7 protein-coding genes, 1 tRNA gene and 3 pseudogenes are annotated in these 11,835 nt (G+C 46.0%); 9 read left to right on the forward strand and 2 right to left on the reverse strand.

Annotation, left to right across the window (positions count from 1 at the left end):
* Window positions 1-19: 19 nt before the first annotated feature.
* The 8 genes and pseudogenes from AC1MKH_RS06210 (at window position 20) to AC1MKH_RS06245 (ending at window position 7,447) form a co-directional block, all read left to right on the forward strand.
* Window positions 20-96, forward strand: a tRNA-Arg gene (locus AC1MKH_RS06210).
* Between the two features lie 174 nt (window positions 97-270).
* Window positions 271-1,482: a tyrosine-type recombinase/integrase gene (locus tag AC1MKH_RS06215; protein WP_065806339.1), complete on the forward strand. Its 1,212-nt coding sequence runs from the start codon at window positions 271-273 to the stop codon at window positions 1,480-1,482.
* Between the two features lie 859 nt (window positions 1,483-2,341).
* Window positions 2,342-2,503, forward strand: a complete 162-nt coding sequence (locus tag AC1MKH_RS06220) for a hypothetical protein (RefSeq protein ID WP_040216727.1) — start codon at window positions 2,342-2,344, stop codon at window positions 2,501-2,503.
* A 234-nt stretch (window positions 2,504-2,737) separates the two neighbouring features.
* Entirely contained in the window at window positions 2,738-3,517 is a 780-nt protein-coding gene (locus AC1MKH_RS06225; protein ID WP_080490680.1) for a hypothetical protein, read from the forward strand.
* A gap of 74 nt (window positions 3,518-3,591) precedes the next feature.
* Entirely contained in the window at window positions 3,592-4,074 is a 483-nt protein-coding gene (locus AC1MKH_RS06230; protein ID WP_047683739.1) for a hypothetical protein, read from the forward strand.
* Between the two features lie 465 nt (window positions 4,075-4,539).
* Window positions 4,540-4,638, forward strand: a pseudogene (locus tag AC1MKH_RS06235) (IS5/IS1182 family transposase); the annotation flags it as partial.
* A 426-nt stretch (window positions 4,639-5,064) separates the two neighbouring features.
* Window positions 5,065-6,147: a hypothetical protein gene (locus tag AC1MKH_RS06240; RefSeq protein WP_014837235.1), complete on the forward strand. Its 1,083-nt coding sequence runs from the start codon at window positions 5,065-5,067 to the stop codon at window positions 6,145-6,147.
* Window positions 6,148-6,235: 88 nt separating this feature from the next.
* Window positions 6,236-7,447: pseudogene (locus AC1MKH_RS06245) on the forward strand (IS3 family transposase).
* A 96-nt stretch (window positions 7,448-7,543) separates the two neighbouring features.
* Here AC1MKH_RS06245 and glgC read toward each other — a convergent pair.
* Both glgC and glgB read right to left on the reverse strand, forming a co-directional pair.
* Window positions 7,544-8,824, reverse strand: a complete 1,281-nt coding sequence (gene glgC, locus AC1MKH_RS06250; RefSeq protein WP_021314389.1) for a glucose-1-phosphate adenylyltransferase — start codon at window positions 8,822-8,824, stop codon at window positions 7,544-7,546.
* A 166-nt stretch (window positions 8,825-8,990) separates the two neighbouring features.
* Complete coding sequence (gene glgB / locus AC1MKH_RS06255; protein WP_031285560.1) at window positions 8,991-11,174, reverse strand: 1,4-alpha-glucan branching enzyme; 2,184 nt, start codon at window positions 11,172-11,174, stop codon at window positions 8,991-8,993.
* Window positions 11,175-11,409: 235 nt separating this feature from the next.
* On the opposite strand from glgB, the pseudogene AC1MKH_RS06260 reads away from it, so the two are divergent.
* Window positions 11,410-11,732, forward strand: a pseudogene (locus AC1MKH_RS06260) (transposase); the annotation flags it as partial.
* Window positions 11,733-11,835: the final 103 nt, after the last annotated feature.

Consider the following 11,835-nt stretch of genomic DNA (forward strand, 5'->3'; position numbering starts at 1 on the left):
AAGTAACAACTTCTTCAGTGCGCCCTTAGCTCAGTTGGATAGAGCAACGACCTTCTAAGTCGTGGGTCACAGGTTCGAATCCTGTAGGGCGTACCATTTTCAAGTCAACACACCTCTACTGAATTCTCTTTTTATCCTTTATAATCCCTGATATTACTGGATTTTTCTGTCACGAGTTCTATCGAAGTCAACTCAGTTCTACCTAAATCAAGTGGTAGCTGGGGGCCTTTGAGGGGGCTCATCTCGTTCAATGGAAATTAGGGGCCCCATATGCCACTAAATGCACGACAGATAGACACTGCAAAACCAAAGGAGAAGGAATACAAACTTACTGATGGTGGTGGGTTGTATTTGCTGGTAAAACCTAACGGCGCAAAGTATTGGCGTTTGAAGTACCGATTTTTTGGGAAAGAGAAAAAGCTTTCTATCGGTGTTTACCCAGATATCTCTTTGGCTGATGCTCGCCTGAAGCGAGAAGAAGCACGGAAGGTTATTGCTTTGGGTGGTGACCCGGGAGAAGAAAAGAAAGCAGAAAAATTGGCTAAAAAAGCCAGTGTTGAAAATACCTTCAAAGCGATTGCGCTGGAATGGCATGAATACAAGCGTCCTAACTGGTCGAAAGGCTACGCTGAAGATCTGATGGAAGCGTTTGAGAACGATATTTTTCCTGATATCGGTAAACGACCCATTGCTGAGATTACGCCGCTAGAAGTGCTCAATTCGCTCCGTAAATTAGAAAAGCGAGGCGTCCTCGATAAGTTGCGTAAAATTCGTCAGGCCTGCAATCAGGTTTTTCGCTATGCCATTGTCACTGGCAGGGCTGAAACAAACCCAGCCTCTGAACTAGCCAGCGCACTGACTGCGCCTAAGTCTACCAATTATCCCCACCTGCTAGCTGGTGAATTACCTGATTTCTTACAAGCTCTTGCTGCGTATTCAGGTAGCCCGATAACTCGGCTTGCCACACGCATTTTGATGCTGACTGGCGTTCGCACTATCGAGCTTCGTCAGGCAGAGTGGAAGGAGTTTGATTTCGGTAAGCGAGTGTGGGAGGTGCCAGTAGAAAGGATGAAGATGCGCCGCCCGCATTTGGTCCCCTTATCTGATCAAGTTGTGGCGTCACTTCGTGAAATTCAGGCAGTTACTGGTCGTTACAATCTGGTTTTCCCTGGTCGTAACGACATCACAAAACCAATGAGTGAAGCGAGCATCAATCAAGTACTAAAAAGAGTTGGTTATCACGGAAGGGCTACCGGGCATGGTTTCAGGCATACGATGAGTACGATCTTGCACGAAAAGGGCTATAACACGGCGTGGATCGAGTTACAGCTTGCACATGTTGATAAGAACACTATCCGTGGTACTTACAACCATGCTCAATATCTGGAGCAGCGTAGGGAGATGTTGCAGTGGTATGCAAATTATATTGACTCTTTAGCAAACAGGACTGTGATGCAAGGAGTGTTTGATAAAACAGCGTGAAAACCCAATTGATTATTTAATTACTAAATAACCATTAACGATAAAATTACCTATGAGAAGGCATCCGTTCAGTAACGTTCGGATGCCTTTTTGCTTTTAACAACTGTAAATCAGGAGAATAAGAAATGACTACGATATGCCCGGAATGTGGTTCTGACCGTGTAAGTGAACGTAATATTGGGAGGAAGGCAGGAAGTATCGCTGGAGGTGTGGCTGGAGCACTTAGCGGCGCAGGTACAGGGGCTGCAATCGGCTCTGTTGTGCCAGTTCTGGGGACTGCGGCCGGGGCCGTTATTGGTGCTGTGTTTGGGAGATTTGTGGCTGGTGCAACTGCAGGAGCAGTTACCGGCTCAGCCCTTGATGGACTCGTGTTTGACAGATATGAGTGTGGCGATTGTGGTCATACCTTTGACTAGAAGGTTATGAGAAATGTCATATCCTTATGTTTTTAATGAATAAAAAATACCCACTACTTGCCTCATCAATTTTAATACACCACATGCCCCGCATAAACCGATCTACAAAAACGATCGATATCATTATAATGATAGTTGCAAGCTATCAAATATATAAAATTGATCGTTTATATCGATAGATTACGCAGATCAATTATTGAAATTCGATCGGTAATAACAATTTTACCTGCACTCGTAACCTCCCTATCTTAGAAAGGATTTGATTAGAATCAGGCCAGGATTCTCATCGGGTGACAATTAGGAGATGCACCATGCGCCTATAGCAAGGATGTTTCAATGCGGCAGGTATAAGTCTGCCCATCCATTCAACATGTTTATCGGACAAAGTGACGGCATTAAACCACCACTTCAATCATTTATTGCTATTTTTCAAGGAGCCAACGATGGCATTTATTCTTTTACTTTTGTGGATCGGAGCATCGATAGTTATTGGTAAATTGGCTCAGGCCAGTGGCCGTTCGTTCTTCATATGGTTTGTTATCAGTATGCTTATAGACCCCATATTTGGTGCGATTCTTTTTGCTGTAGTCGTGAGGTCAAAATGAAGCCAGAAAGAATTAAGAGGCTTTTTAAAGCCTATCTAGGCATTGGTGTTTTATTCATGTTGCTTGTTTGTATAGGGATTGTTGTTTTGTTATGTTTATAAGGGAAGTGATTACGTATTTTAATAATTCTTTTATATCTACCGCTATACTCACTTCCTGTTCAACACTCTTGAAGTATATCAGTTTAACGTTCTCTGTAATATTTTGGCTATTATGTAAAGATAAGGAATTATCATGATAAACTATTATGAATATCTTGAGCTGGATATGAATGTCAGCTTTGATGAATTAAACCATGCGATACAAAAAGTAAGTGAGCGTGATGATGCAGATTTAAAATTAATCCGTGAAATGAAGTCCATTTTGTTAAACGATGAAGCCAGGGTACTGTATAATAATAAATTGATTTCTTTTATTGTTGGCGATAGAAAAAAGTCTGATTTTGTAAGCGCTGAGAATATCCGTAAATTATTAAATATAGACAGCTCGTCTTTACATGAAAAATATATCTGGATTGCAACGGGATTGTTTGTTGTCGGCGTTTTATCCGCATGTTTGTTTAGTTTAGCTGTCAACTATACGGTTAATCTGTTCGTTATGATTGCCCTGGTTATTTTGTTCTATATGGACTGGAAGCTACTGGATAAACATGGTAAGGCAAGTTTTTCAAAATGGTGGATTCTTTTTTCGCCAGTTTATATTGCTAAACGTTGTAAAGCCGTTGGTCAGGGGAAAATGCTGTTGCTGGTCTGGCTTGGGATCTGGGTTGTATATGGCATCGGGAACTTTGCGTTCAATGGTAGCAAAGCGATGCTGGAACGTACAGCATGCGAGGTGGTAACGGATATCTATCATAAACAGTTACGTCAATACTCACAGCAATGTGAGAACGTAACGTTAACTGAAAGTGAAGGGAAACAGCACTATGGATTTGCTCAACTTAGTGATGGTACAACTAAAGATATTACCGTGACAGAACAATCAGATGGTAAGATTGTTGTATATATTGAATAGGCATTTTTGAGGCAAAGTACTTACCTTTGGGGTAAGTGCTTTTTATTTATTATTTATTTTTAGAGGGGATTTGTATGAGGTTTTTAAATGGAATTAAATATGTGACTGCTCTGGGAGTAATTACTATCTCCTGTTCAGTAATGGCATCACCTTATGGAGATTCAGATGTTCTGTTCGGATGTGTCATAAAAGGTAAAACCACTAAAGAGGTGGCTGTGTTAAGAAATAATAATGAGGTCGCTTATTTATTCGGTAAGTCGGATATTAACGGAGATGGTGGGGTTATTCCTGAAATCACTTTGGTGAAAAATGTGAGCCAGTTAAGTCAGGCCTGGAATTACAGTAGGGCTGAGGGTGTGTCGATACATACATTGAACATACCAGAAAACGAGTATACTTACTCTGTTTCCTATATCGATGATGGAAAAAATACTGATGGGGAAATAACTGTTTTAAAACAGGGAAAAGAAATCAGTACGATAAAATGCGATGATGTCTGGGAACAACATCTGGGTGACAGCAATATGATGCATGGTATCCCCGATGAGTCAGAGTGATGTATCTGATATGTACTGTACCAGTTCACATGAGTGTTAACTGGTACAAAATATAGAAATATCAACTTAGGTAACGGTTTAATAGTGGCAATTAATAACCACCTCCTATGGAGGTGGTCAAGAAAACTAAAAGGGTAACTGACCATTCTATCAGCATTTTTCAACTATCGAAGAAAGAAATCCACAGTCATGTGGCTTATCAAAACCAGAGCTACTTTTCAGATATTCAGTAATCAGCGCTCCAATAATCTTAACCGACTTTTTGTTAGTTGTTATAAAGCCCAATGGCATAGTCACTGGCAAAGTTTCAGGTTGAGAAATATGGTAGATAACAACAGATAATTCATTCTCGAGATGGAGGATCCCATTGTTTACCTTGACTGTATCGTCGGCTTTGTTGAATAAATCGAACTTTCAGGAGATGGGCGGATCTGATCGTTACAGACGTTTCAGCATCAGGTCCCCATGGCAAAGCAAAAGTTTAAAATCACCAACTGGTCTGCCTACAACAAAGTGCTCAGGCAGCGCGGTTCGCTGACGGTCTGGCTTGATGAGTCTGCCATTACTGATCTTGCCCAGCAACGGCAGACACAATCTTGGACAGACTGGTGCATAACGCGCAAAGAGTGGTTCTGCAGGGTAAATTTACGAGAAAAAACCGCCAGTAGTGGAAAGCGGCGAAAAAACAGGTTAAAAAGTAGAATGAAAAGTTAAGTTCCCAGTTGATAGAATGGATGAGAAACTCTGATAGAACTTCAATGCCAATCCGTAACCGAATAGAGCGAAATACTCAGTGAGAAGCACTGATCGGAAAAATGTATCAATATTAGTCTATTGTATTAGACTGAACCTTCCTTTTAAATGATTTGCGCATTCCTAAAATCATTATTTAGTGATAATATTAGGGGCATGGCATAGAGAAGATTCGTGGTCCTAGCTATTAGTCGCACTCAGGTTTACTGGATGAGAGGTATTTTTAGGAGGAGTAAAATGGAAAAAAAATCCTTAAGAAAAATAAAAAAATGGATAATCGCGGCTGCAATATTTACTCAGACTTTAGGGTCTGCATATGGAAATTTAAACTTCCAAGCAGGAGCAATGGAGGATGGAACGTTTCTACTTACCGTAAATGGAAGTATTTCTTCAGGAGATGCATACATTTTCGCAAAACAAATCGACTCATTTAAGCAAGATAACATGCCACTCAGTCAGATTTGGTTAAATAGTCTTGGTGGTAATGTTGCCGACGCCTTAAAGATGTCATTGATTATATCAAGTAATAATTTAACAACGGTAGTGCCAAATAGATGGGAGTGTGTTAGTGCTTGCGTTCTTTTATTTGGCGCGGGAATACGACGCCATGCTTTTCCCGAAAGTATAATTGGTGTTCATCGTATAAGCATTAATGAAATTGATAATGACCAAGCAAGATCATTATCACTTGATATGGACACTGTATACACCGCAATGAACTTCCCAGAAAACATTAAATACAAAATGTTAACGACGCCCCCTAATGACGTATATTATCTAACAACAATAGACAAAAAGAACATATCAACGACATACTCAAATACTAAGCAGGTTGATACATCGTATAGAAACTCTGGAATCTCAGCACCACGGGTAATAATCACTAAAAAAGATCGTTCAGAATCAAGAGCGCTAAATCAAAAGGCTATTATACAAATTAGGTCAAATCAGTTCATTTCTGCTATAGCTAATCTTGAAACAGCAAAAAAAATATACCCGTCAGATGCTGAAGTATTAGGGAACCTTGGATATGCATATTACATGATCGGCGATTATACTGCAGCACAAATGAATCTGACATCATCACTTAAACTAGCTCCACGTAGAGGTTCATCATGGAATAACCTTGGATTAGTTTTAGCATCGACTAATCAAATAGAATGGGCCGTAAATTGCTTTATAAATTACTGGAACTTTTCAAAAAATAAAAAAGCGGCAACAAATCAGTTCTTTTCATGGGAGCAAGAACGTCCAGGAACTGGTATTGATATAGCATCAAAAAGAGCTCGTTCTACCCTTGGGATTTATTCACCCGAGTGATGTCGCCCCCTGAAACCCCAGACTGTAGCTGTATCCCCAGATAAGAGATAGGCTTGAATATATGTCTAACACTAACGCCAATTTTGAGATGACCAGAATCCTGTTAGGGCAAGAAGTCCGTAAACGTAAACTCCTCAGGAGAAGATCGCCATTATCCAGCAGACGATGGAGCCGGGCATGAATGTCTCCCACGTCACACGCCTGCACGGTATTCAGCCCAGTTTGCTGTTCAAGTGGAAGAAGCAATACCAGGAAGGCAGCCTTACCCCCGTTGCGGCCGGAGAGGAAGTCGTTCCAGCTTCAGAGCTTACTGCTGCTCTGAAGCAGGTCCGGGAGCTTCAGCGCCTTCTGGGCAGGAAGACGATGGAAGTTGAGATCATGAAAGAAGCCGTGGAGTACGGTGTATCCCGAAAATGGATAGCGCATGCGCCCTTGTTGCCAAAGGACAAGGAATAGCACAGGTCAGCCGCACCATGGGCGTGTCGCGTGCGCAATTATCACTTCGGGTTAATCGTTCCGCCGACTGGCAGGATGGGCGGTGTAACCAGCGCGATGAAGAAGCGGATGCGGCGCTGCTATGGCGCATACTGGTGGTTATCGCCGATATGCCGTGTTATGGCTACCGCCGGGTCTGGGCGGTGCTGCGGCGTCAGGCCCGCGATGAGGGGCTTGCGCCGGTGAATGCTAAACGGGTTTATCGGGTGATGAGCGAAAACAGCCTGTTGTTGCTGCATGACAGGCCGCCGCGCCCGGTGCCGGGTCGGGAACACAACGGTAAGGTGGCGGTGGCGCAGAGCGATCAGCGCTGGTGCTCTGACGGCTTCGAGTTCGGCTGCGACAATGGCGAGAAACTGCGGGTAACGTTCGCGCTGGACTGTTGCGACAGAGAAGCCATAGACTGGGCGGCGAGTACCGGTGGCTACGACAGTTCGACCGTGCAGGATGTAATGCTGAGGTCGGTAGAAAAGCGCTTCGGCGATAAGTTGCCGGACACAGCGGTGCAGTGGCTGGCGGACAACGGTTCCGCGTATACCGCGCATGAAACGCGGAGGTTCGCCTGAGAGCTGAATCTGGAGCCCTGCACAACAGCGGTGAGCAGCCCGCAGAGTAATGGCATGGCCGAACAGTTCGTGAAGACGATGAAGGAAGACTATATCGCGTTCATGCCAAAACCGAATGTGAGAACAGCCCTGCAAAACCCTGCAGCAGCAGCGTTCACGCATTACAATGAACCCCGCACAGTGCGCTGGGATATTACTCCCCTGGGGAATACCGGCGACAGCGGGCATCGTTAACTTAAGATACAAAAGCTGTCCGGGGATGGCAGGGTAAGATCAGTCCGGGCTAGAGATTGTCACCATGATCTCTGCGGAATGCCTTTCAGGAGATCCGTTCATTATTCAGGCCTCCTCAGCATTTCTTTAGTGACAAGAACGATCCCTTCTTCAGAACGATAAAAACGACGGGCGTCCTCGACAGCATTCTCACCAATGACCGTTCCTTCAGGGATCACACATCCACGATCAATCACACAGCGTCGTAACCGACAGGAACGTTCTACCCACACACCGGGTAATAAAACAACCGAATCAATATTGCAAAAAGAGTTAATCCGTACGCTGGAGAATAAAACTGAATGAACAACGACAGAACCAGATATAATGCAGCCGCCGGAGACCAGTGAATTCATGGTCATTCCATGACTGCCTGTGCGGTCCTGAACAAATTTTGCGCTCGGTAAAGACTCTACATAAGTATGGATCGGCCAGTTGCGATCATAAACATCTAGTTCAGGTACCACGGAAGCTAAATCAAGGTTCGCTTTCCAGTAGGCCTCCAGAGTTCCGACATCACGCCAGTACGGTTCTGCATTATTATCTGTCTGCACACAGGAGCGCGGGAAAGGATGTGCCCAGGCTTCTCCGGATACCGTAATTGCTGGAATAATATCTTTGCCGAAATCGTGGCTGGACTGTTCATCCCGACCATCTTCATCCAGTAGCTGATAGAGGTATTCAGCATCAAATACATAGATCCCCATACTGGCAAGCGATTTGGTTTTATCCCCCGGCACAGTAGGAGGATTAGAAGGTTTTTCAATAAAATCAATGATTTTATCATTTTCATCCACAGCCATGACACCAAAAGCACTTGCGTATTCCACAGGTACAGGAAGGCAGGCCACAGTACACCGGGCTCCTTTTTTAACATGGTCAATCAGCATCCGGGAATAATCCTGTTTATAGATATGATCACCCGCTAGAATAACGACATATTCCGCACCATAGCGTCGAATAATATCCAGGTTCTGTGTGACAGCATCGGCAGTACCCCGGTACCAGTTCTCACCATGCACGCGTTGCTGGGCGGGTAATAAATCGACGAATTCATTCATCTCTTCATTGAGGAAAGACCAACCGCGCTGGATATGCTGAACCAGGGAATGTGATTGATATTGTGTAATGACCCCAATCCGTCTTATCCCGGAATTAATACAGTTTGATAAAGCAAAATCAATAATCCTGAACTTGCCACCAAAATGTACCGCCGGTTTTGCCCGGGTTGCTGTCAGGTCTTTTAATCGTGTCCCTCGACCTCCCGCTAGGATCAGCGCCACAGATTTAAGCGGTAACTGGCGTGCCAGCATGACATTGTCATTATATTCATGTTTACTCATAGTGATGTCCTGCCATTAAAATAAAAACAACAAAAGGAAACAGCGAATAAAAAATATTCTTCTGTAAATTAATTCAGAAGAGACCACCTCCGGGAATAACTCAACTACCATGGCACTACTATTTAAATGAATAACCCCACCGCCGGGTAGTAGAAACCTCCGAAGTTTATTGATTATCAGGCACCCTTGTAAGCCAGATCGTCGCCAGCGGCGGTAGCGTAATGGAGAGGGAATGCTCGCGACCATGGCTGGCAATGACATCGCTTTCAACGATGCCGCCATTACCGGTATTGCTGCCATGATAGTGCATTGAGTCAGTGTTCAGCTCTTCGCGCCAGCGGCCAGGCTGGTTGATGCCGAAACGATAATCATGGCGCGGTACCGGGGTGAAGTTGCTGACGACGATAATTTCGTTACCCTCCCTGTCGCGACGCACAAAGACAAACACCGAGTGCTCATGATCGTCGACCACCAGCCATTCGAAACCGTAGTGGTCGAAATCCAGCTCATGCAGCGCTTTGTGGCGACAATAGGTATGGTTGAGATCGCGCACCAGTCGCTGAACGCCGTGGTGCCAGCTGTCTACGCCCTCAAGCAGACGCCAGTCGAGGCTTCCGTCGTGATTCCACTCACGTCCTTGTGCAAACTCATTGCCCATAAACAGCAGCTTTTTACCCGGGAAGGCGAACAGCCATCCGTAGTAGGCTCGCAGGTTAGCGAACTTCTGCCAGGCATCGCCCGGCATGCGGTCGAGAATGGATTTTTTGCCGTGCACCACTTCATCATGAGAGAGTGGCAGGACAAAGTTTTCGGTGTAGTTGTAGAGCATACCGAAGGTCATCTTGTTGTGATGAAAACGACGGTATACCGGATCCAGTTTCATATAGTCGAGGGTATCATGCATCCAGCCCATGTTCCACTTGAACCAGAACCCCAGACCGCCAGTGGAGGAAGGACGAGAAACGCCAGCAAAATCGGTCGACTCTTCCGCCATCGTTACCGCCCCCGGCGTCTGTTCGCCCAGCACGCGGTTGGTATTACGCAGGAACTCAATGGCTTCAAGGTTTTCCCGGCCGCCAAATTCGTTCGGTACCCACTCACCTTCTTTGCGGCTGTAGTCGCGATAAATCATTGATGCCACCGCATCGACCCGCAGCGCATCAATGCCAAAGCGTTCAATCCAGTACAGCGCATTACCAACCAGGAAGTTGCTGACCTCGCGGCGGCCGTAGTTGTAAATCAGGGTGTTCCAGTCCTGGTGGTAGCCTTCGCGCGGGTCGCAGTGTTCATACAGCGAGGTGCCGTCAAACGAGGCGAGCGCAAAGTCATCCGCCGGAAAATGGCCTGGCACCCAGTCCAGAATAACGTTAAGCCCCGCGGCGTGCGCGGCGTTGATAAAGTAGCGGAAATCCTCCCGGGTGCCGAAGCGACGGGTGGGCGCGTACAGCCCGGTCGGCTGATAGCCCCAACTGCCGTCAAACGGATGTTCGTTAACCGGCAGCAGCTCCAGATGAGTAAAGCCCATCCATTTGGCATACGGGACCAACTGGTCGGCAAGCTCGCGATAGCTCAGCCAGAAGTTATTATCGGTGTGGCGGCGCCAGGAGCCGAGGTGCACTTCATAAATCGATATAGGCGCATCAAACTGGTTAGCCTGCTTGCGCGCTGGAGGCTGCTCGACCTTTTCCGGCAACCCGCAGATAAGCGAGGCGCTTTCCGGGCGCATTTGCGCTTCGAAGGCGTAAGGGTCGGACTTCACCCGCAGATTGCCGTGGGCATCAATAAGCTCGAATTTGTACAACTGACCGTTAAACGCGCCGGGAACAAACAGCTCCCAGATGCCGGACTCTTTACGTAGTCGCATCAGATGGCGACGACCATCCCAGTAGTTAAACTGGCCAACGACCGACACCCGGCGGGCATTAGGTGCCCAGACCGAGAAGCGCGTACCGACAACATCGTCTATCGTATCGGGATGCGCGCCCAGCGTTTCATAGGGGCGAAGATGCGTGCCTTCCGACAGCAGCCAAATGTCCAGTTCCTGTAACAGTGGGCCAAAACGGTACGGGTCATCAATCAGATGCTGCTGTCCGTGCCAGGTGGCGGCCAGCTGATAGCGAAAAGGATTTTTACGACGCGGCAGAACGCCGCTAAAGAAACCGCGCAAATCAAGGCATTCCAGCTTGCCGACTTTGCGCCCGTTTTTTGGTTCAATGACCCACACATCGGTGGCATCAGGTAATAATGCACGAACTTCCAGTCCGGCGTCGGTACAATGCATACCAAGTGTAGAGAATGGATCCGAACAGCAACCAGTAAAAAGTGCTTCAATCACTTTTTTTTTCATCATGCCTCCCTACTATCATCTCTTATCGGCTATCTGTAAATATATGGCTGCTAACAGCCTGCGTGAACAACCCCAATAAGTAAATGATGTTTTTAATATTTATCTTTAGATTAATTATCTCTTAATCTTTTTCTGTGAGTAAACCGTCACTTTTGGGTCGTAATGCAGATTAGACTGGCCCCATGAATCACCAGACACTTCGACCCACTTTAAATTAATGACTAGTCGGGAGATAAGCATGATCGAAGAGTTGCTGGGACCAGAGCGCCACAGGCGCCGTTGTCCACAGGAAAAGATTGCCATCGTTCAGGAAACGCATCGCCTAGCATGACCATTTCCCATGTTGCACGGCTTCATAGTGTGAATGCAAACCAGATCTTCGCCTGGCGAAAGCAGTACAAGGAAGGTAGTCTCACCGCGATCATGGCTGGCGAAGATGTTGTTCCCGCCTCAGAACTTGCGGCGACGGTGAAACAAATCAAAGAGCTACAGCGCTTGCTGGGTAAAAAGACCATGGAGAATGCGCTGCTGAAGGAAGCCGTTGAGTATGGTCGGCAAAAATGAACCACCCCGTGAATCCTGGAGAGATTTCAGGCTGACAACTTTTCCTGAAGAACCAGCAGCGCTGCCATTTGCGCCAGTGCTTTATCTTTCCGGCGTAACT

The sequence above is a fragment of the Pseudocitrobacter sp. CD920760 genome (assembly GCF_057782505.1).

Coding starts and splice junctions, on each gene's coding strand:
- glgB (WP_031285560.1), bottom strand. CDS start 11,174: ATGATGAAAAAAAAAGTGATTGAAGCACTTTTTACTGGTTGCTGTTCG.
- AC1MKH_RS06240 (WP_014837235.1), top strand. CDS start 5,065: ATGGAAAAAAAATCCTTAAGAAAAATAAAAAAATGGATAATCGCGGCT.
- glgC (WP_021314389.1), bottom strand. CDS start 8,824: ATGAGTAAACATGAATATAATGACAATGTCATGCTGGCACGCCAGTTA.
- AC1MKH_RS06220 (WP_040216727.1), top strand. CDS start 2,342: ATGGCATTTATTCTTTTACTTTTGTGGATCGGAGCATCGATAGTTATT.
- AC1MKH_RS06215 (WP_065806339.1), top strand. CDS start 271: ATGCCACTAAATGCACGACAGATAGACACTGCAAAACCAAAGGAGAAG.
- AC1MKH_RS06225 (WP_080490680.1), top strand. CDS start 2,738: ATGATAAACTATTATGAATATCTTGAGCTGGATATGAATGTCAGCTTT.
- AC1MKH_RS06230 (WP_047683739.1), top strand. CDS start 3,592: ATGAGGTTTTTAAATGGAATTAAATATGTGACTGCTCTGGGAGTAATT.